At 65.7% G+C, this 20,924-nt stretch carries 18 protein-coding genes; 8 read left to right on the top strand and 10 right to left on the bottom strand.

Going from position 1 to position 20,924, the window contains the following annotated elements; genetic code table 11:
* Positions 1 to 15: 15 nt before the first annotated feature.
* From G3M62_RS07955 to G3M62_RS07940, 4 genes are all read right to left on the bottom strand, one after another.
* Positions 16 to 342, bottom strand: coding sequence for a hypothetical protein (locus G3M62_RS07955; protein ID WP_165186070.1), 327 nt, complete (start codon positions 340 to 342; stop codon positions 16 to 18).
* Between the two features lie 115 nt (positions 343 to 457).
* A complete protein-coding gene (rsgA, locus tag G3M62_RS07950; RefSeq protein ID WP_205691959.1) occupies positions 458 to 1,528 on the bottom strand; it encodes a ribosome small subunit-dependent GTPase A in 1,071 nt (356 codons plus the stop codon).
* A 352-nt stretch (positions 1,529 to 1,880) separates the two neighbouring features.
* Positions 1,881 to 3,911, bottom strand: a complete 2,031-nt coding sequence (locus G3M62_RS07945) for a hybrid sensor histidine kinase/response regulator (protein WP_165186068.1) — start codon at positions 3,909 to 3,911, stop codon at positions 1,881 to 1,883.
* Positions 3,904 to 5,415 carry an ATPase domain-containing protein gene (locus G3M62_RS07940; protein WP_165186066.1) on the bottom strand — a complete coding sequence of 504 codons (1,512 nt, stop codon included), beginning with the start codon at positions 5,413 to 5,415 and terminating at the stop codon, positions 3,904 to 3,906. Before G3M62_RS07940 ends, G3M62_RS07945 begins: the two co-directional genes overlap by 8 nt.
* A 527-nt stretch (positions 5,416 to 5,942) precedes the next feature.
* On the opposite strand from G3M62_RS07940, the gene G3M62_RS07935 reads away from it, so the two are divergent.
* Positions 5,943 to 6,551 (top strand): hemerythrin domain-containing protein, encoded by a 609-nt coding sequence (locus G3M62_RS07935; protein ID WP_165186065.1) that lies wholly within the window; start codon positions 5,943 to 5,945, stop codon positions 6,549 to 6,551.
* A gap of 135 nt (positions 6,552 to 6,686) precedes the next feature.
* Here G3M62_RS07935 and G3M62_RS07930 read toward each other — a convergent pair whose 3' ends face one another.
* Positions 6,687 to 7,469, bottom strand: coding sequence for a type 1 glutamine amidotransferase domain-containing protein (locus tag G3M62_RS07930; RefSeq protein WP_205691958.1), 783 nt, complete (start codon positions 7,467 to 7,469; stop codon positions 6,687 to 6,689).
* 468 nt (positions 7,470 to 7,937) lie between these two features.
* Between G3M62_RS07930 and G3M62_RS07925 the strand changes: the two genes are divergently transcribed.
* Complete coding sequence (locus G3M62_RS07925) at positions 7,938 to 10,991, top strand: sensor histidine kinase (protein WP_165186063.1); 3,054 nt, start codon at positions 7,938 to 7,940, stop codon at positions 10,989 to 10,991.
* Positions 10,988 to 11,620 (top strand): response regulator, encoded by a 633-nt coding sequence (locus G3M62_RS07920; protein WP_246263513.1) that lies wholly within the window; start codon positions 10,988 to 10,990, stop codon positions 11,618 to 11,620. Before G3M62_RS07925 ends, G3M62_RS07920 begins: the two co-directional genes overlap by 4 nt.
* Here G3M62_RS07920 and G3M62_RS07915 read toward each other — a convergent pair.
* A complete protein-coding gene (locus G3M62_RS07915; protein ID WP_165186062.1) occupies positions 11,583 to 12,107 on the bottom strand; it encodes a winged helix-turn-helix domain-containing protein in 525 nt (174 codons plus the stop codon). The genes G3M62_RS07920 and G3M62_RS07915 overlap by 38 nt on opposite strands.
* A gap of 677 nt (positions 12,108 to 12,784) precedes the next feature.
* Here G3M62_RS07915 and G3M62_RS07910 point away from each other — a divergent pair.
* The 3 genes from G3M62_RS07910 to tehA all read left to right on the top strand — a co-directional run bounded on the left by G3M62_RS07910 (position 12,785) and on the right by tehA (position 15,702).
* Positions 12,785 to 13,771 (top strand): alpha/beta fold hydrolase, encoded by a 987-nt coding sequence (locus tag G3M62_RS07910; RefSeq protein ID WP_165186060.1) that lies wholly within the window; start codon positions 12,785 to 12,787, stop codon positions 13,769 to 13,771.
* Between the two features lie 142 nt (positions 13,772 to 13,913).
* The gene (locus tag G3M62_RS07905) at positions 13,914 to 14,651 is read left to right on the top strand and encodes a cysteine hydrolase family protein (protein ID WP_165186058.1); all 738 of its coding nucleotides are present in this window, start codon (positions 13,914 to 13,916) and stop codon (positions 14,649 to 14,651) included.
* 106 nt (positions 14,652 to 14,757) lie between these two features.
* A complete protein-coding gene (gene tehA, locus G3M62_RS07900) occupies positions 14,758 to 15,702 on the top strand; it encodes a dicarboxylate transporter/tellurite-resistance protein TehA (RefSeq protein WP_165186057.1) in 945 nt (314 codons plus the stop codon).
* Between the two features lie 4 nt (positions 15,703 to 15,706).
* On the opposite strand, the gene G3M62_RS07895 is transcribed toward tehA, so the two are convergent.
* From G3M62_RS07895 to G3M62_RS07880, 4 genes are all read right to left on the bottom strand, one after another.
* Positions 15,707 to 16,339, bottom strand: a complete 633-nt coding sequence (locus G3M62_RS07895) for a pyridoxamine 5'-phosphate oxidase family protein (RefSeq protein WP_205691957.1) — start codon at positions 16,337 to 16,339, stop codon at positions 15,707 to 15,709.
* Between the two features lie 105 nt (positions 16,340 to 16,444).
* The gene (locus G3M62_RS07890) at positions 16,445 to 16,876 is read right to left on the bottom strand and encodes an OsmC family protein (RefSeq protein ID WP_165186053.1); all 432 of its coding nucleotides are present in this window, start codon (positions 16,874 to 16,876) and stop codon (positions 16,445 to 16,447) included.
* A 107-nt stretch (positions 16,877 to 16,983) separates the two neighbouring features.
* A complete protein-coding gene (locus G3M62_RS07885; protein ID WP_165186052.1) occupies positions 16,984 to 17,751 on the bottom strand; it encodes a MerC domain-containing protein in 768 nt (255 codons plus the stop codon).
* 22 nt (positions 17,752 to 17,773) lie between these two features.
* The gene (locus tag G3M62_RS07880) at positions 17,774 to 18,202 is read right to left on the bottom strand and encodes a GlcG/HbpS family heme-binding protein (RefSeq protein WP_165186050.1); all 429 of its coding nucleotides are present in this window, start codon (positions 18,200 to 18,202) and stop codon (positions 17,774 to 17,776) included.
* Positions 18,203 to 18,634: 432 nt separating this feature from the next.
* Here G3M62_RS07880 and G3M62_RS07875 point away from each other — a divergent pair, with 432 nt between their 5' ends.
* Positions 18,635 to 19,687 (top strand): NAD(P)-dependent alcohol dehydrogenase, encoded by a 1,053-nt coding sequence (locus G3M62_RS07875; RefSeq protein WP_165186048.1) that lies wholly within the window; start codon positions 18,635 to 18,637, stop codon positions 19,685 to 19,687.
* A 244-nt stretch (positions 19,688 to 19,931) separates the two neighbouring features.
* On the top strand, positions 19,932 to 20,909 hold the full coding sequence (locus G3M62_RS07870) for a proline iminopeptidase-family hydrolase (protein WP_165186047.1): 978 nt from the start codon (positions 19,932 to 19,934) through the stop codon (positions 20,907 to 20,909).
* Positions 20,910 to 20,924 lie beyond the last annotated feature (15 nt).

Raw genomic sequence — 20,924 nt, 5'->3', positions numbered from 1 at the left:
AGGCTGACACTAGGGTTAGGGAAGCTCGGACTCCGTCTCACCTTCACGGAATTCATCCGCGGGCACGAACGCCACGCCCTCTTCGTCCAGCACCCACGCGCCCATGAAGGCGGCGTGGGCCGGATCGAGATCCTCGTCGATCAGGTCGCCTTCGTAGAGGCCGACATTGCTGTAGTCGAAGTCCAGCGACAGCTGATGGGCGAGACCGACCATCTCTTCAGCCATTCGGCGCGAGTAGCCCAACGCTTCGCTCTCGTTGATGAACTCATCCGCAAGCGAACTCACCTCCACCGCGTCGCTGCCTTGGGTCGCACTGGTCGTAACGATGGTGAACGCGGGCATTGGCATCTCTCTTAAGGCTAGATCTCTCACCTAGCCCCGTTCGTTCGACGAAGCGGGCTATATTCTGAAAAAACTTTCCTCTCGCGGCGACAAGCCTCCTGGAACGGCCTGAAGATCAGTCCGCGCCCCGATCGTTCTTCTTCGTGGCGCGGTATTTCTTCTGAAGCCCGCCCAGGCGGCGGCGTTCGGCCTCCCTGGCCGCGCGATCCGCCTTGTCTTCCACCGCGGCCAGCTCCAGCCCGAGCTTCTGGAAATGCGCCCAGCGGTCAGGGTCCAGAGCCCCGCTCTCCAGCGCGCCGCGCACTGCGCAGCCGGGCTCGTTCGCGTGGCCGCAGTTGTTGAACCGGCAGGCCTCGGCCAGGCGCTCGATATCGTCGAACACCGCGCTCAGCCCTTCGTCGGCGTCGATCAGCCCGACTTCACGGACGCCGGGCGTGTCGACGATCAAGCCGCCGCCGGGCAGCAACACCAACTGGCGGTGGCTGGTGGTGTGGCGGCCCTGATCGTCGCCCTCACGGATCGCCTGGGTCGCCATGCGCTGTTCGCCCAGCAGGACATTGACCAGCGTCGACTTTCCGACCCCGGACGAACCGATCAGTACGCAGGTCTCGCCCGGCGCCAAATGAGCCAGCAAGGTCTCGAGACCCAGGCCTTGCCGCGCCGACACCATGACGACGGGGCAGCCGGGCGCCAGGCTCTCCAACTCAGCGGCCCGAGGATGCGGTTCGGCCAAGAGATCCGACTTGGTCAGCACCACCACGGGACGCGCGCCGCTCTGCCAGGCGGCGGCCAGATAGCGCTCGATCCGACGCGGATTGAGGTCGGCGTTCATCGAGGTGACGATGAAGGCCAGGTCGATGTTGGCGGCGACCACCTGCGGCGTCTGCGTGCTGTCGGCCGCCCGGCGCACGAAGGCGGTGCGGCGCGGCAGGATGGCGTGAATGGTGGCGGTGCGTTCGGCGAGGTTCGTCGACAGCGCCACCCAGTCGCCGACCGCCGGGTGACCGGCCTCTCGCGCCTCGTGCCGCAAGCGTCCGGAGGGCTTGGCGCGCAGCTCGCCCTCGTCGGTGGCCACCAGATAGCCGTTTCGCTGCTGGACGACGACGCGCCCAGGGATGTGGCCTGCGCTCGCATGCGGCGCGAAGGCCCGCATCAACAGATCGGACCATCCATATTGCTTGATCAAGTCAGGGGCTTCCACATCGCCAGCGATCTGGCGTCGGCTCGTCGTGAGCCCACTCTATGGCCGCCCGCCGAAGACGGCCAGCTATCCTCGCAGTTACCTGGCAAGCGACGTACGGCGGACACGGCTCCTCCGCCGCCAGAAGAAGTAGATCAATAGCTTAGAAGGGATGGCGAAGACAGAGTCTGCTCAAGAACTTTTCTTGATTCATATTTTTCTGATACTTAGCAAATTTCGATAGACTTCTACCCCCATTTCTACCCCCTTGCACTCACGCCGTTGGGACGGGAAATCGAACGCCAGAACTTATCGTGCATGGTAGCGAAGCCAGACGGACTTCCACGAGGATCACCGACTAGACGGGCGCGGGACTGACCTCTTCAAGCGTGCGCCGAACCGCGAGCGCCAGATCGCTGACCTTGAACGGCTTGCGCAAAACGGCCTCCGACTTCACCAGATCTCTGATGGCCTGAGCGTCGGCGTAGCCGGTGACGAGCAAAACGGCGAGACTGGGCTGGGCTAGGCGGGCCTGGATGGCGACCTGGGCGCCGTTGACGCCTGGCATCGCGAAATCCACCACCATCAGGTCGGGCCGGTCACCGGCGATGCGGTCCAGTCCAGCCTGGCCACCCGACGCTTCGGTCACCAGGTAGCCCAGCGATTTGAGGCATTGGACGATGAACCGCCGCACGCCCGGATCGTCGTCCACCACCAAGACGCGCTCGCCCTGGCTCAGCGGCGTTTCGCCGGCGGGAATTTCACTAGGCCGAAGCCGATCGGCCGCATCGCTGACCGGCAGCCAGATTTCGATGGTCGTGCCCACGCCCACGGTGCTGTCGATCAGTACCGTGCCGCCAGACTGGGTGGCGATGCCGTAGACTTGGCTGAGGCCAAGGCCAGTGCCCTTGCCCACGCTCTTGGTGGTGAAGAAGGGGTTGAAGACCTTCTGCAGCAGATCGGCTGGAATCCCATGGCCAGTGTCGCCGACGGCGATGACCACGTAGTGGCCGGGCTGCAAACCCTCGTGCCAATCGTCGGCCAGGCGGCTGGATACCGTGACCGTTCCGCCCTCCCCCATCGCATCGCGCGCGTTGATCGCCAGGTTGAGGATCGCCAGCTCCAGCTGGTTGGGGTCGGCGTTGGCGCGGGCTGTCCCCGCCCGGAGATCCGAGCGGACCTCGACGGTGTGACCCAGGGTGCGGGTCAGCAGATCGTCCATTCCCGAGATCAAGGCGTCGACCTCGACGGCCTGCAGATCCAGTTGCTGGCTGCGCGAGAAGGCCAGAAGCTGCGCGGTCAGCTTGGTGGCGCGCTCGACGCCTTCGCGGGCGTTTGCGGCCATACGCTTGACTCGCTCGTCGTCGCTGCGCCGCTCGATCATGTCGATGTTGCCGACGATAGCGGTCAGCAGGTTGTTGAAGTCGTGGGCGATGCCGCCGGTCAGCTGGCCGATGGCATCCATCTTCTGAGCCTGAACCAGGGCGGCTTGGGCCTGCTCGCGCTCGCCAATCTCATTGAGGAGACGCTCGTTGGAGCGCCGCAGTTCGTGAACGCTTTCCCCGATCCGTTGCTCCAGGGTCTCGTTCATCGCCAACAGCGCGGTCTCGGCGGCCTTGCGTTCGGTGACGTCCAGGGTGACGCCCGAGATGCGGCGCGGCGTTCCGGGCGCGGGCCGTCCGCGAACCTGGAGCCAATGGATCGAACCATCGGGCCAAACGACCCGGTACTCGACACTGTAGTCCAGCCCCTGCTCGACCGACGCCCCCAGAGCCTCCAAGCGACGGGCGATATCGTCCGAATGCACGGCCGCTTCGATGTCGGCCAAGCTTAGGACCTCGTCCGCCGCCCGGCCGAAGTGCGCCTTGGCCACGGGCGAAAGGGTCAGGAGGCGATTGTCCAAATCCAGATCCCAGGAGCCCAGATGTCCCGCTTCCAGGGCAAAGCGCAGTTGTTCCTCGGCCTTGACCTGGTCGGTCAGGTAGTCGCGAGTCAGATACTGCCGACGGCGGGCGCGCACCGCCGAGGCTGCGGCGCTGACCAGGGTTTCGGCGTTGATGGGCCGCTCCAGCATCACGATGTTGCCGATGGCGCGCAGCCGCGCGGCGTCCGCCTGCGCGCGCTTGCCGGGTTGCTTGGTGACCAGGACGATAAACGGAAAATCCGACCAAGCCGGCTGAGCGTCCAGCCAGGTGGTGAGGGTTTCGCTCGCACCCTGGGCCAAGGCCTCCTCGGTGAGGATCGCAGCGCCGGCGTTCTCGCGCAGAGCCTCCGTCAGCGCCAGCAGATCCTGGCAGATCAAGGTTCGGTGGCCAAGGCTGGACAGGGTCTCGGCGATCACCGGAGCGTCCCGTCCTCGGGGCGCCAGGATCAGGATACGCTCATCCATGCGCGGGGGGCTCGCCGTCGCCGAGCATCGCCATCTTGCCCTCGTAGGACGGCAACCCCGACATCACGCCCTGAAAGTCACTCAAGGCCTCGCCAACCTCGATGCCTTCGCTGGTCAAGCGGATCTCGCGAATGGTCTTTTCGTGCTCGGTGGTGCGGCTCTTGACCGCCGAGATCGCCGTTCGGATAGAGCCCGCAGCCTCGAAGAAGCGGAACAGCAGGATGCCGTCGCTCAGATAGCTCAGATCGATGTCGCTGCGGACCTCGCCGATAAAGCCGTGCTGGCCCAGGATCAGCAGGGTGACCACGCCTTGCTGGTTCAGATAGGTCAGCAGCTCGTGCATCTGCAGCAGCAGGAACTTCTGCCCCGGCATGGCCTGAAGATAGGCGTTGAGACTGTCTATGACGACCAGGCGCGCGGCCCCTTGCTCGACCGCGTCGCGAACCTGGAAGGCAAACTCTCCTGGTGAGAGCTCGGCCGGGTCGATGGCCCGGATCAGCAACTGGCCGCTATCGACGTAGGGACGCAGGCTCATGCCCAGGGACTTGGAGCGCGCCAACAGGGTCGGAAGGCCCTCGTCGAACAGGTAGTAGGCGACCTTCTCCCCGCGCTCCAAGGCGCTGAGCGCGCAGCGTATGGCCGTGGTCGTTTTGCCGACGCCCGAAGGGCCGCTGATCAGGGTATTGGTGCCGCGTGATAGACCGCCACCGATCAGTGCGTCCAGTCCCGGCGTGCCGGTAGACACCAGTTCCTCGGTGAAGTCGGCGTGATGGCGCGCGGCGACCAGGCGCTCGAAAACCCTGATGCCGCCGGTGTCGAGCTCGAAATCGTGGAAGCCGCCGCGGTATTTGATGCCGCGCATCTTCACCACCTCGAGTCGGCGGCGCTGAGAGCCATATTCCTGCGGCGTGCGTTGCAGGCTGATAACGCCGTGGGCGATGCTGTGCAGTTGCAGGTCGCCGTGCTCGGCGGTTTGGTCGTCCAGAAGCAGGACGGTGCATTGGCGCGTGGCGAAAAAGTGCTTGAGCGCCAGGATCTGGCGGCGGTGGCGCAACGGGTTCTGGGCCAGTAGCCGCATTTCCGACAGGCTGTCGAACACCACACGCATGGGCTTGGTTTCCTCGACCTGTGTCATGACCCCGCGCGTGGTTTCGCCAAGCTCGACATCGGAAGGGTGCAGAACCGATTGCTCGCTGTCGGGATCCAGGCCCTCCTCGCTGACCAGTTCGAAGAGATCGATGCCGTCGAGCGACCAGCCATGGCTGGCGGCGGCGGCGCGCAGCTCGGTCTCAGTTTCGGATAGGGTGATGTAGAGCCCGCTTTCGCCAAGCTCGCGCCCCTTGAGCAGGAATTGCAGGGCCAGGGTCGTCTTGCCCGAACCCGGCGTGCCTTCGACCAGATAGATGCGATCACGGGTCAGGCCACCGCCCAGAATTTCGTCCAGGCCAGGCACGCCCGTGACGACGCGCGCCTCGGCCCGGGGGATGGTCAAATCGATCGGCATGCACGCTCCTGGCAACGGGTCGACGGACCCTTGAGGCGGACGCCTTCGCAGCCCACCCAGCGGAGATAACCCCGAGCTAAAGCCAAGGTTTCTCCGAAGCGGCAAATTGCTCTGCCCACCACCTTCGGGATCTTCGACCCTTTGCCTTAGCCGCTCCTTTGATCGCCATGGTCGATTTCAGCGGCGCCGGTCCCGAGAACATCAAATAGCAGGCCTCTCGGTGAGCGATGCCCAACAGCTGTCCCGACACTTCCCTTCACGCCGGGAACGAAAGACTACTTTAAATTGAGCAAGAATGACCTGCGCTTTGTCGCCTACGCGACAGAAGTTGTTGCGCTAAACGGTTCGTTGTTGAGCAATCTTTTTGGGAACAGCGACATGCCCATCGCCGCATGAGGTGTCGAATCCAGACCTAGCAGAGCACTGGTGCGGCAGCGCAGCTTTCGCGGCGCTTGTGCGTTCCTCGGGTTAAGCGAGCTAAGCCGTCGCGCCCACAGCGTGCGCCGCCCACGATTTGAGGACCATCCATGACCAAACCTGCGAGCCAAGCAAAGCAGACGGAGGCAAAGGTCGCGGCGATCGCCCAAGCGCGCTCAATTGCTCCGGAGGTGCCAGTTCGGATTGGCTCAACGCCCGCCACGAAATTCCGCGGCAATCCAGCGATTTTCGGGCGTCTTGTCGAGGATCACGACAAGCATCGTGCTCTGTTGGCGATGATCGACGCAACCAGCCCGAACGATCCTGCGCGAAAGACCCTGTTTGAAGAGTTCGTTCGAGACGTTCATGGCCATGCTGCGGCGGAGGAGCAAGCACTGTGGTCCACCGTCATGCGGAACCCCGAGACGACCGAGTTTGCGCGGCACGCGGTAGGTGACCATCATAAGCTAGACAAGCTGATGGCGGATGCGGCTGCCCGAGACATCACCGCGCCAGGCTGGCTCACCCATTTCGCGGCTCTAAAAGAAGAGTATCTCGAACACATTCTCGAAGAAGAGACCGAGCAGTTTGTTGAAGCCGAGAAAACACTATCTGAGCAGGATCAACGCTACATGCAGAAAGTGTTCAATCGTCGGAAGAAAGCCGAAAAGGCGGCTGCCACGATCGAGAAGAAAATCGCACTAAAGCCGATTGCGTAGCCGCCATGCATCCTGCACGACAACGCCCTCAGAATCTCCCGAGGGCGCGATCGAGCGGCCATAGGTGGCGTTAGAGCGGCGCTATGACGCGCCGCTCTAACGCGGCCTGATGTAGCTTATGCGGCTGGCGAGCCTTTACTGACCCGCACGCCCAAGCGCGGCCAGCACTTCCTTGGCCAACGGCCCCGCCGACGCGGGATTCTGGCCAGTGATGAGACGGCCGTCGACGACGACGTGGGGTTGCCAGTTGGCCACGGACGAATAGTCGGCGCCCTCCGCCCTCAGCGCTTCTTCGAGCTCGTAGGGCACGTCCTCACGAGCGTAGTCGAGCTCTTCCTTCACCGAGAACCCGGTGACCTTCTTGCCGCGCACGAACGGGGTGCCGTCGCCGAGGTCCACGCCCAGCAGTCCGCACGGACCGTGGCAGACGGCGCTGACGATCTTGCCCGTGGTCCAGGCGCGCACGACGGCCTTCTGGACGTCCGGATTGCGTTGGATGTCCACCATCGGGCCGAGCCCGCCGGGGATCAGAATGGCGTCGTAGCTGGCCGCATCGACTTCCGACAGCTTGCGGCTGCGATTGAGCCGGCGAAACGCCTTGCTCTCGAGAAACGCCTTCTGAGCCGGGTCTTTCTCGTCGTAGGCGTCGTAGGGCGTCCACCCGCCGGCGGGCGAGGCGAACTCCACCGCGATACCCGCCTTGTCCAGAACATCGAAGGGGTGAGCGACTTCGGCGAAGAAGAATCCGGTCTTTCGGTTGAGAGGACCGATCACCGGGGCATTGGTGACGATGAACAATACATGCTGGGTCATGACACGCTCCATGGCTAAAGAGATGGCGCGCCATGAATTGAAGCCGACCCGCAAACTCACCACAGAGAGACTGAGATGGTGCTGCGATCGACCATGAGCTTTCAAGGCGCGTCCACAAGACCTTAGGCGTGAACGCAGCGCGACACCGGTAAATAGAGGTAAAGCCTCCGCCCCCTCATTATGATGTTTTTCATGGATTTTTTCCGCAACTCGACGGTTGAGCATGGGTCAAATGCGGTCGCCAGATCGACTACGGATTTTTACTTGCTTTTACCACTGCGAGCGCTTGCGGCCCGAAGCGATTAGCCCCGGACGAGGCCGCCCGGGCGCGTCGCCACCGACCAGGACCTCACGCTTCTATCCGAAGGGTGGCCACGGGAGGTTTTCACCAGTCTTCACCGCTCTTCACCACTTATCACCGAACGTCATTTCGCGAGCCGCGTAAGCTCACCGCGATGATCCGCTAAAGCGGATCATCGCGCGGTTAGGACGAAAACCGGCGCGGGGATCTGGCGACCTTGATCTGACAGGCGCGAAAACCTGAAGGACGTCGGGGCAATGCGGGACGTGGGGATGGCCTTCAAAGACATGACGCGCGCATGGCTGCGCCGCATTGTTCTGACGCTGGCCGTTGTCGGCCTGACTGTCTTGGCGGTCTCGCCGGACGCCCACGCACAGGCTCAGCGTCCAGATTTCGGCCAGTTCAAACACCGGCGCTGGACCGCTGACGACGGCGCGCCGTTCGGCATTACCGACATCGTCCAGACGCCCGATGGATATCTGTGGCTCTCCGCCGATGCCCTGTACCGGTTCGACGGCGTGACGTTCGAACGCATCGCCGCGCCGGCGGGCTCACCCATGGAGCGCGCGGCGCCCGCGACGCTGATGGTCAGCCGCGCAGGGGAACTATGGGTCGGCTTCCGCGACGCCACGGGAGTGGCCGTGTATCGCAACGGCGGCCTCCAGGACATGAAGATGCCGAACCCGCCACGTGTCGTGGCGCGATTGGCGCAGACGGCGGACGGCGCGATCTGGACATTATCCGGGATGAATTCGGATCGGCTGCGACGCTTCGCCAACGGGCGCTGGGAGCAGGCGGACGAAACCTTCGGCTTGCCCGCCGGCGTCGCCGTGGGCCTGAGCCCGGCCCCGAACGGCGACCTGTGGATTCCGCTCTCGTATCCAGGCGGCGCGAGCGGCGGCCTTGCCTATCTGCCCGCGGGCGCAAAGCGCTTTCAGCAAACGCCGTATCGCCTTGCCGGCAGGCCGCGCGCTCAGATCGATGGCGCCGGAGCCCTCTGGCTCTCCGACGCGACGGGCACCCGCAAGGTGCTTGATCGAGCCGGCAAGCCGACCTCGCCGGCGCTGGCATACCCATCCCTCCCCGATCTTCGCGCCGCCACGATCGCGTTCGACCGCGAGGGCGGTCTCTGGGGAACCACCGAATCCGTCGGCATCTTCCATATTCCAGCCCCCACAGCCTTGGGGGGCGGCAAGATCGGGCAGTTCCGTGCGGTCGACGGCCTGACATCCGATATCGCCTTCAAGCCCCTGATCGATCGCGAAGGCAGTGTCTGGATCGCCACCGAACTGGGCATTGACCAGTTTCGCCCGGCCAGCGCCCTGCAGGAGGTCAGCGTTCCCGCCGCTCCGGCGCAAGGCCTCTCCATCGCCGCCGCCAAGGACGGAAGCGTCTATCTCCAGTCGAACCAGGTCCTCTTCCGGGCGCTGCCAGGTCATCCGCCCCGCGAGATCGCAAAGACCGGCTCGGAGAGTGCGTCGCTGTGCGCCGCCCGAGACGGCGGCGTTTGGCATATCCAAGGCTCGCAAATTGCGAAAATCCGGGATGATCATGTCCGGGTGTCCGGGCCGCCTCCTCCCGGAGACGATCTGCCGATCAGTTGCGCCGAGGATCGCCAGGGTCGCCTGTGGGTGACCCTGTCCAGCAGCCATTTGGCTTGGCGAGACGAGCAAGGCTGGCATCAGGTTCAAGGCGAGGCGGCGAAGGCTCGCGTTTGGGACATGGTGACGACGCCTGCCGGCGATCTGGCCGCCACGATCCCCGCGGATCTCGCGACGATGACCGGTGATCGCTACGCGGTCACCAAACTGGCCGACTTCAAGCTCGGCTATCCGACCTTGCTCGCACCCGGCGTGCAAGACCTCTTCGTCGGCGGAAGCGGAGGGCTGTTGCGCGTGCGCGGCATCCAGATCAAACAACTGGATGGAACGCGGTTTCCCTGGGCCGTACGCCTGCGAGGTCTTGTCCAAACGCCGCAAGGTGAGACGTGGTTGGTGAGTCCGCGAGGCGTCGCCAGGATCGCGACCTCAGATCTCGACCGCGCCTTCGACGACCCCGGCGCACGGATCGACGCCAGGGTCTACGACTCTCACGACGGCTTGACGAGCACGGCTCAGCACGTCGGGTTCGCGGGAATACAGGTCGCCGTTGGCGGCGATGGGCGGGTCTGGTTCCTGAACCGCGAGGGGGCGGCCTATTTCGATCCGCTCCGCCTGCAGCGCAACGCCCTGCCACCGCCCGTAGCGATCCGGTGGCTGGCCAGCGGCGGCAAGGTCTATCGCGATCCCAAGACGCTGGTGTTGCCGCCAGGCTCTCGCTCCATCGAGATTGCCTATGCCGGCCTCAGCTTGGCCGTGCCCCAGCGCGTCCAATTTCGCTATCGACTGGAGGGTGTCGACGCCGACTGGGTCGATCCTGGGTCACGGCGCCTGGCCTCCTATTCCAACCTCGGACCCGGCCGCTACCGCTTCCGGGTGATCGCGGCGAATAACGACGGGACCTGGAACAACACCGGCGCGACGCTCGACTTCGAAATCCGCCCCACCTTCTTCCAGGCTTGGCCGTTCAAGGCCTTGTGCGGCGTAGCGCTGCTGGGACTGTTGTGGTTGGCCTACCGGCTGCGGATGCGCGTCGTCACCGCGCGCATCCGCGCACGGATGGCCGAACGCGTCGAGGAGCGCGAGCGCATCGCCCGAGACCTCCACGACACGCTGCTGCAGTCGGTGCAGACCCTTACCCTGCGCTTCCAGTTGGCGGTGGACGACCTCCCCAAGACGGCGCGCGCGCGCCCGGCGCTGGAGGCGGCGATCGATCGCGCGGACGAGGTCATCGCCCAGGGCCGCAACCGCGTCCACGACCTGCGCTCCAGCCACGACCGGACCGACCTTGAGCCGCTTCTCGCCGATATCGTGGCCGCACAGGCGTTCGATCCCGGCGTCGTCATATCCGTGGCGACCGACGGCGCGCCGCGTGCGCTTGCCCCGCTGGTGCTGGACGAGGTCGGCCAGATCGCCAGCGAGGCGATTTTCAACGTTTGGCGACATGCCAACGCCAGCCGCCTGACGATCGAGACGCGCTACGGCCCAGACTTTAGCCTTCGGGTCGCCGACGACGGCGCCGGCATCGATCCGCAGATCGCCGAGCGCGGTAAGGATGGTCATTTCGGCGTCGTGGGCATGCGCGAGCGGGCGTCGAAGCTACGCGGAGAGCTCAGGGTCCGGCGACTGCCGGAAGGCGGAACCGAGGTGACGTTGACCCTTCCCGGCGCAATCGCCTACGCGACGGGTGGACAGCGCTGGCTGGCGCGGCTTGGGATTGGACGATGATGCTCGCGAAAGCGCCTATCCGTGTCCTGATCGTGGATGATCATGCCGTGGTCCGCGACGGCGTCGCCGCGTTACTGGAGCGCCAGCCCGACATGGAGGCGGTCGGCGAAGCGGCCGACGGCGCCGAAGCCCTGGCTCAATTTAGGGCGCTGGCGCCCGACGTGACCCTGATGGATGTCCAGATGCGGGGCGCGGGCGGGCTGGAAGCCACCGAAGCCATTCGCCGCCTATCCCCCCAAGCTCGCATTCTGGTGCTGACGACCTATTCGGGCGACGCTCAGGCGATCCGGGCGATCCGGGCGGGCGCGGCCGGCTATCTCCTCAAAAGCTGCATCCGCCGAGAGTTGCTTGACGCCATCCGCACCGTCCATGGCGGCGGCCGCTACATCAGCGCCGAGATCGCTCATCAGCTCGCCACCCACGCGCTGGACGAGCCGCTGACCGATCGGGAACTGACAATCCTTCGCCTCTTGGCCGATGGCCACGCCAACAAGGAAGTCGGTTACCGGCTGGACCTCTCCACCGACACGATCAAGTCGCACCTGAAGACCCTCTATGCCAAGCTGGGCGTCGATGATCGCACCCACGCGGTCACGGTGGCGGCGCGTCGGGGCTATATCGAGCGTTAGGGTCGGCGTCCGACCATGACCTGCTCCCCGACCGTGGCTCGAGGTGGAACGAATATCGGGCATAGAGCGACATCAGCCGCGCGCCGTGCCCGCCGGCGGTGAAGACCAATTGTTCCGTTTCGTTGGACCTATCCCGCGCCGCGCCGGGCGTTTGGACGGGAGCGATGAAGCGGTAGCCTCTGCCGGTCACGGTCGCGATGTACTGGCGCGCTGCGTGGGTCTCGCCGAGAAGACGGCGCAGAGCCGCTATGTTCACCTTAAGATTGCATTCCTCGATGTAGAGATTTGGCCAGGCGCGCGACACCAGATCCTTCTTGCTCAAGACCTCGCCCGGCCGTTCGACCAGAGCGGTGAGCAGATCCAGGGCGCGTCCGCCGATGCGGATCGGCTTGTCGTCCCTTAGAAGCAGCTGCCGTTCGGGCTGCAGCGTGAATGGTCCGAACAGGAAGGATCGAGGCGCGGGCGCGCAAGCGGCGGGGACCAGCATTTTCCAGACCTCCTCAGTGGACTGTCTTGGGCGATGAAACCGCAAGGGCTCATCAAGGACGAGCCTTGTGGCCCACCACCACGCTATGGCCTGTCGCGACGCCACGCATCGCCCGATCGGGACGCCAGGCCCACCCGATCGGGTACCGGCTCGCCTGGGCGCAAATGCGCGCCGTCAGGGTCGCCTCGACTAGCCCCTGCCTACGCCTTTCCCAGGGAGCATGGGCCTGCAAGCGGCCAAACCCATGATGGCCCCCGCCGGCGCTCCGAACAGGGATTCACCTGATCAGAACCGCGTTTAACAGGAATTTACGCGACGTGATCCGAATTCCCCATAAGTTGAAGGTGCGCCTGAAGGACGAAATTCAGGCACGTCGCAACTCACCCCCAGGACACGGCGGTGACGTATTCTTGATAGGAGGAGGTGCAATGAGCAAAGAGAAGATCCTTATTTTGAATCTCCGAGCTTTTGAGCCTCCCATCGTGTCCGCAGCCCTCGATATGCTCGAGGTCGCCGCGGCGCCGGCCTAAGGGCCGGCTCACCCGCCGGGCCGCCCCTCCCCCCCGCACCCGGCCCGGCGGGTTTTGACTTCACATCCGCAAACCCGCTCCACCGAGCCCGTTGTCGCGCCTGCGGCGACGCGATGGCTGGCGAGCCTCTTCGAAAAGGCAATTTCCATGAAACGTCTCACCACCCTGGCCGCCCTGGCCGCGGCAAGCCTGCTGGCGGCGCCGCTGATCGCCGGTGCTGCTACACCGGCCAAGCATGTTGCGCGGCCGGCCTCTGCAAAGCCCGTCGTGCCGGTCATCCACTACCGGACGGCCACCATCGACGGCATGAAGGTGTTCTACCGCGAGGCCGGTCCGGCCGACGGTCCGGTCGTGCTGCTGCTGCACGGCTTCCCGACCTCGTCGCACATGTTCCGCAACCTGATCCCGCTGCTGGCCGACAAGTACCGGGTCATCGCGCCGGACTATCCGGGCTACGGCCAGAGCGACGCCCCGGACCACACCCAGTTCGCCTACACCTTCGCCAACCAAGCCGACATCATCGACAAGCTGGTCACCCAGATCGGCGCCAAGCGCTACACGATGTACGTCATGGATTACGGCGCCCCGATCGGCTACCGCCTGGCGCTGAAGCATCCCGAGCGCGTCAGCGGCCTGATCGTCCAGAACGGCAACGCCTATAATGAAGGCCTGCAATCGCCGTTCTGGGATCCGATCAAGGTCTACTGGAAGGACCGCTCGCAGAAGAACCGCGACGCCCTGAACGGCCTGGTCACGCTGGACATCACCAAGTTCCAGTACACCGACGGCATGGGCGATGTGGGACGCATCAGTCCCGACAACTGGGTCCAAGACCAGGCGTTGCTGGACCGCCCGGGCAACCGCGACATCCAGCTGGACATGCTCGGCGACTACGGCTCGAACGTGCCGTTCTATCCGGACTTCCAGAAGTTCTTCCGAGATCGCCAGCCGCCGACGCTGATCGTCTGGGGCAAGAACGACAAGATCTTCCCCGAGGAAGGCGCTCACCCGTATCTGCGCGACCTGCCCAAGGCCGAGATCCACATCCTCGACAGCGGCCACTTCGCCCTGGAAGACCGCCTCGACGTCATGGCGCCGCTGATCCGCGACTTCCTGGACCGCAAGGTCAAATAGCTGACGTCGATCAAGAAGGCCCGACGGCCGCGCCGACCAAGGGCGAGACCGTCAGGCCAGGACCCGATCATCACCATACCAAGTGGCGCCCTCCCTAGACGGCGCGGAGCGCGCCGTCCCACCGATCTGGAAAGCAATCATCATGACCGACACCGCCTCGACGCCCGCGGGCCTTGATCCTCGCTACGCCGACCCGCAAAACCCCGTCCTGCCGGCCACGCCCGTCACGCTGGACCTGAAGCGAACGGCCCTGGTCGTCACCGATCCGCAGATCGATTTCCTCAGTCCACAGGGCGCGGCCTGGGGGGCTTTCGGCGAGAACATCACCGAGTTGGACACCGTGCCCAACCTGGGTCGCCTGATCGCAGCGGCCAAGGCGATCGACATTCCCGTGGTGGTCTCGCCCCACTACTACTATCCGCACGACTACAAGTGGGACTTCACGGCCCCCGGCGAAGCGCTGATGCACAAGATGCGGATGTTCGACCGCTGTGATCCGCTCTCGCTGGAGGGCTTCGAAGGTTCGGGCGCCGACTGGATGCCCGAGTACAAGACGATGATCGAGGACGGCCGGACCATCGTCTGCTCGCCGCACAAGATCGCCGGGCCGCAGACCAACGACGTGCTCTTCCAACTGCGCAAGCATCGCATCGACCAGGTGATCCTGGCGGGCATGGCCGCCAATTTCTGCGTGGAATCTCATCTTCGCGACTTCGTCGAGCACGGCTTCGAGGTGGTGGTCGTGCGCGACGCCACCGCCGCCAGCAAGATCCCCGAGGGCGATGGCTACTTGGCGGCCCTGACCAACTTCCGCTGGCTGGCCAGCGAGCTGTGGACGACCGATCAGGCTATCGCGCGCCTCCAGGCCGCCAAGGGCTAGCCTCGATCTCCAAGGCCGCGCGCGTGGACACTAGACTATGGCCAGTCCAGGCTATGATCCAGGCGCCAGGCGCGTGGCCAGATCCACTTTTCTCAGGATGCATTCCATGTCGCTTCCCAAGATCCCGGCTTCATACTTCGGCGCGGTCCTGGGGCTGGCGGGACTGGCCAACGCCTGGCGCGCCGCCCACCACGCCTGGGCCTTGTCCGCCGCGCCTGGTGAGGCTCTGGCCCTGCTGGCGACAGCGACCTGGCTGGCGCTGCTTATCCTCTACGCCGCCAAATGGCTGCGAGCCCCGGATGCGGCCCGCGAGGAGGCGCGCCATCCGGTGATGTGCTGCTTCATTGGCCTGGTCGGCGTGGCGACCATGCTGGTGGCGCTGTGCGTGAGCCCCTACTGGCGCGCGGCCGCCCTGGCGTTGTTTGTCGCAGGCTCGGCCTTCACCCTGGGCTTTGCGATCTGGCGCACTGGCGCGCTGTGGCGCGGCGAGCGCGATGAGGCGACCACCACGCCGGTGCTCTATCTGCCCGTGGTCGCCGGCTCCTTCGTGACCGCGACGGTCGCGGCCGCCCTGGGCTTTGGCGAACTTGGCAAGCTCGCGTTCGGCGGCGGCCTCTTTGCGTGGCTGGCTATCGAGTCGGTGCTGCTGCGTCGGCTTTACACGGGCCCGCAGTTGCCGCCCGCGCTGCGCCCGACCCTGGGCATTCAGTTGGCCCCACCCGTCGTCGGCGCGGTGGCCTATCTGTCGGTCAACGGAGGCCAGCCCGACCTCCTGGCCCACGCCCTGGTGGGCTATGGCGTGCTGCAGGCCCTGATCCTTGTGCGTCTGGCCCGCTGGATCGGCGAGCAACCGCTGGGACCCGGCTACTGGGCCTTCACCTTCGGCGCCACGGCCCTGGCCACGGCGACCATCCGGCTGGCGCGGAGCCCCGGCGAGCAGGGTTTGGCGGTTGCCTGTTTCGTGGCGGCCAATGTCGTGGTCTTGGGCGTCGCCGCCGTTGCGGCGCGGGGCTTCTTTCGCGCGATGCGGACCAAGCCCGCCGTCGCCTAGACGACTACGTCGGATCCTGGCGCGCGAGACGCTCGCGCAATCGCCGGTTCTCCGCCTCGAGCGACTCGAGGCGCTCGCGAAGCGGTTCGACCGCCTGCTCGATCTCACCCTCCGTGAAGCGGGGCACGATGTGTTGCGGACAGTTCCAATCGAACGCGGCAAGGCGCAGCCGGAAAATTCGCTCGGGCCTGGCGCGGTAGCCCGGCGTCGTCACTTGCGCCAGCAGGGCCGGATCGGCGTCGAGGGATAGCCGCTCCGCATGAGCCAGGATCTTCAGCCGCGCCCGCCGGGGATAGTCGACGAGGATCAGGGCCACGCGATCGTTGGCGTCGAGATTTCCCATGCTGATGTACTGGCGATTGCCACGGTAGTCGGCGAAGGCCAGGGTCACCTCGTCCAGCACCTTCAAGAACCCCGGTGGCCCGCCGCGATGCTGCACATAGGGCCAGCCCGTCTCGGAGACGCTCGCCATATAGAAGGTGTCACGGCTGGCGATGAAGGCGACCTCGTCGGGCGTGAAACGCTCGGACTGGCGGTCGACCGCGCCGGGCGTCCATAGCTGATCGGCGCCCATCTCCGCCTGGGCGGCCTTCACGCTGGCCGAACTGGCCAGGTCCAGGAAGCTGTACCGGCTCAAGGATAACCTCCGCGCGGGCCGACGCCTCGCGTAGGACGACGCCATAGCTCAGGGTTGGGCAAGTGACGGCAAAGGCTGGTGGCCCCTGCCGTCGCCGGCGGGCGGCTAGTCGACCAAGCTGGCGTCCAGGCTAATCTCGGCGTTGAGGAGCTTGGAAACCGGACAGCCGGCCTTGGCCTTGGCGGCCAGTTCCTCGAATTGGGCTTGATCGACGCCAGGGATGCTGGCCTTCAGGGTCAGGTGCGAGGCGGTGATCGCATATCCCCCCTCGACCTGTTCAAGGCTGACCTTGGCCGAGGTGTCCATGCGATCGGCGCGCAGGCCCGCTTCGCCCAGGATCAGCGACAGGGCCATGGTGAAGCAGGCCGAATGGGCCGCGGCGATCAGCTCCTCGGGATTGGAGCCCGGCTGCCCCTCGAAACGGCTGGAAAAACCGTAGGGATAGTCCTGCAGGGCGCCGCTCTCGGTCGAGATCGAGCCCTTGCCATCCTTGATGCCACCGCTCCAGGCCGCCGAACCGGTTCTGACGATCTTCATCTTGCTCTCCAGACTGCGCCCGTGTGTCGGGACCGCGGCCAGACAACACCAGGGGCCTCCGCGCGGACTTGCACAAATCCAGCGTATTCGTCCCGGCGTGGTCGTATCTAGAGCCAGGCCTCGGCTCGTAGCGCCGCGACGACTTGGCGATGGCCAAGGGCGGCGGCCTCCCAGGTCGCATAAAGTCTCTGATCGCCGATCTCGCCATCCCTCAGGACCATGGTCTCGAAGACCTTCGCAGGCCCGTCGTCAGTGGGCGCGACCAGATTGTGATCGATGCCCATGAAGAGCGTCACGACCGCCAGGCCCGGCGTCATCCGGGTGCGCTCGACGACGAGGCCGTCGCGCGAGCGGGCCGCCCGCATCCAGTCGTCCCAGCGCCGAGTGTCGGGCTCGGCGACGACGTCGCGGCCCTCCAGCACATAGGTCAGGTGAGGCGCCTGAGGTTCCATCGTCAGCTCCCGCCTAGGCGATGCGACAGGGCGTGCAGTCGCCGCCAGTTGGCCAAATGCGCGCATGCCAGAGCCACCCCACCCACCAAGGTCAGCGGCCGGTCCCAATCGCGATTGGGAAATTCGAGCGCGCCCGCCAGCATCAGCGCCAGCCCGGCGAGCGCCAGAGCCCAACATCCACCCGTGACGAGGGCTGCGCGCGCGAAGGTCGACGAACACGATAAGCGCGATGGGCGCGGCGACCACCAGCAGCGCCAGATGAACCCATTCGGCGTTGGCCAGGGCGCCCAGAGCCGGCAGCGTCAGGGCCAGGGCCGGAACCGCCAGGCAATGCAGCATGCACAGCAGCGAAAGCCCGACCGCGGACAGGTCCAGGCCATCGGCGATCCTTCGCTTGAGACGGGGTTTGGCGTGCGCGTGCATGGTAGGGTTCCCGTTATCCGCTCTAGGCGAGAGACGCCGACAGTGCGTCCACGGCGGCCCGGGCGACGGCGATGTCCTGTTCGACGGATCCGGCGCTGGCGCCCACCGCGCCGATGACCGCGTCTTCCACCGTGACGGGCAGCCCGCCGCCGAAGATCACCACCTTGCCGCCATTGCTCTGGTCGATCCCAAACAGGGGGCGGCCCGGCGCGGCCAATTCGGCCAACAGGTCGGTAGGCTTGTCGAAAATCCGCGCGGTCATGGCCTTGTCGATGGCCAGATCGATGCTGCCGATCAACGCGCCGTCCTGGCGCACGAAGGCGATCAGGTGGCCGCCTGCGTCGACGACGGCGATATTGTAAGGCAGGCCGAAGGTCGCGGCCTTCGCCTCTGCGGCCACCAGCATCGTCCTGGCGTCGTCGAGGGTGAGGGTCTGGAACGTTCTGGGCATCCTGGTCTCCTTCGCAGCCGCGAGCGGCCACGGCCGCGGCGCACGGGGCGGGGCTCGACTTGCGATCGACGCGCGAAAATCGCGCCGATGGTCGCGCTCTGCGCCCCCTGAGGCGTGACGACCAGGAGAAGGCTAGTCCGGCTGGGCGCGCCCGACCTGTTAATCGCGGTCAAATGGCGCAGGCCTTCCGGTGGGCCAAGACGCGACGGGATTTACCGTTGTTCACCCAGGCCCGGGGCCTGGCCGCGATCTTTTACCCCTTTTGACCCCCGCCAACCCGGCCCGTTGCTAGCCTTCTCCTGGCAACGGGCGCTTGCGCCATGCCTGGCGCGGGACGTCGGCCTCGGCCCGTCCGACGCCAAGGCCAAAGCGACTGAGCGCCCGGGGCCTAGCCTGTCCCCCCTGGTTCCCGTTCTTCATAAGGAGATGTCCATGAAAGCCGCCCGACTGCTCGAATACGGCAAGCCGCTCGTCCTGGACGACGTTCCGGTCCCCGAGATCGCCGCCGACGAGGTCCTGGTCCAGGTCAAGGCCTGCGGCATGTGCCGCTCGGACGTCCAGTTGATCGACGGCTACTTCCGCCCCTACGCGGACATTCCGCCGCCGATCATCGTCGGCCACGAGATCACCGGGGTTGTCCACCAGCTGGGCGGCGCTGTCCCCAAGGGCGCGTTCGAGGAAGGCGACCACGTGGTGGTCGCTCCGGGCTGGGGCGATGGCACCTGCCGCCATTGCGCGGTCGGCAACACCCAGATCTGTCCGAACGTGCGCTGGCCGGGCTTTGGCAAGTGGGGCGGGTTCGCCGAGTTCATCCCTGTTCCGGCGCGCTATGTCATCAAGGTCGCCAAACATCTGAAGTTCGAACAACTGGCCCCACTGACCGACGCGGGCATGACGCCCTATCGCGGCGTCAAGAAACTGCGCAACGCCGGCGCCCTGGGCCCCGATCGGGTGCTGGGCGTGTTCGGCGTCGGCGGCCTTGGCCAGTACGCCGTCCAGTACGCCCAACTTCTGGGCGGCGGCGCCAAGGTCGTGGCCTTCGCCCGCAGCGAGGACAAACTGGCGATCGCCAAGCAATACGGGGTCGAGCACACGATCGCGGTCGGCGACAAGACGCACGCCGACATCGCCAAGGAACTGAACCAAGCAGTCGGCCAGCCCGAGCTCGACGCGATCATCGACTGCGCCGGCGCGCCGGAAATGATGCAGCTGGCCTTCAGCCTGCTGTCGATCAGCGGCCACTATGTCGACGTGGGCCTGGTCGGCGATCGGATCGACGTACCGCTGTTCCCACGGGTGTCGCGCGAACAGACCTTCCAAGGCTCGTTCTGGGGCAACAACGCCGACCTGATGGAGATCATGGCGTTGGCGGCGCAGGACAAGATCAAACACACCGTCGAGCTGTTCAAGTTCGAGCAGATCAACGAGTACATCGACCGGCTGCGTGTCGGCGACATCCTGGGCCGGGCGGTGATGACCTTCTGATCGGCCAGTCCAGCACGACGAAAGGGCTCGCGCCGGTCAGGATCGACCGGCGCGAGCCAGGCATAGGCCCTTGGCGCGCGGCGTAGAGATCGAATCTTTCCCACTAGAGATACCGCGCGCAACCACACGCCCCCGCTCCGGTAAAATCTGGTGAATCCTGCCTTCACGCCGTCGCGCGCCGCCTCGCTTCGGTCTAGAGCGCCTCCGGCGGCAAGCCGCGCCTCAGTGACCAAGGAGTAACGACATGACCACGACCGGAAACTGGACCCGCCGCACGGCGCTCAAGGCGGGCGCGGCGATGATCGGCGCGGGCCTGGCCGCCGCCGGCGGGACGGGCCGGGCGTTCGCCGCCATCCCGCAAGCCGAGGGCTACACAGCCGTTCCCGGCGGCAAGATCTACTGGCGCAAGTTCGGCGCGGGCGGCAAGACGCCGCTGCTGACCCTGCACGGCGGCCCCGGCGCGGCCCACAACTACCTGCTGTCGATGGCGGCCCTGGCCGATGAGCGCCCGGTGATCTTCTATGATCAGCTGGGTTGCGGAAAGGCCGACGCCCCGGCCGACGAGAGCCTCTACACCATTCAGCGCTCGGTCGACGAGCTGGAGGCGGTGCGGCGGGCGCTGGGCCTGGACAAGGTCATCCTCTATGGCCACTCGTGGGGCACGCTCCTGGCCATTGAGTATCTGTGCCAGGGTCGCGGCAAGGGGGTCGAGAAGCTGGTTCTCAGCGGCGCCTTGGCCAGCATTCCCCAGGCCGTCGCCGGCTTCCATCGTCTGATCGACGCCATGCCCGACGGCTTCGCCGGCAAGCTGCGCGGCATGGAGGAGACGGGCAAGATGGGCACGCCCGAATACGCGGCCCTGGTCCAGGCCTTCTATGACGCCCACCTGATGCGCGTGGCCCCGACGCCGGACGCCTTGGTGTCGTTCGAGGCCCTGGGCAAGTCCATCGCCTACAAGGTGTTGAACGGACCCAACGAGTTCACGATCACGGGCGTGATGAAGGACTGGGACCGCCGAAAGGATTTGAAGGCGATCACCCAGGACACCCTGATCGTCACCGGCGAGTTCGACGAGATCACCCTCGATTGCCATGAGGCCATCCGCGACGGCGTCGCCGGGCGGCGCCAGATGGTGGTGATGCCAGGCTGTTCGCACATGAACATGGTCGAACAGCCTGCCGCCTATAACACCCTGGTCCGCAATTTCCTGGCCAAGGCCTAGAACGCGCCTGGCGAC

Source organism: Caulobacter soli, assembly GCF_011045195.1.
In the GTDB taxonomy this organism is placed as follows: domain Bacteria; phylum Pseudomonadota; class Alphaproteobacteria; order Caulobacterales; family Caulobacteraceae; genus Caulobacter; species Caulobacter soli.
The sequence above is the reverse complement of the archived record's forward strand: the minus strand, read 5'-3'. Positions and strand labels throughout refer to the sequence as shown.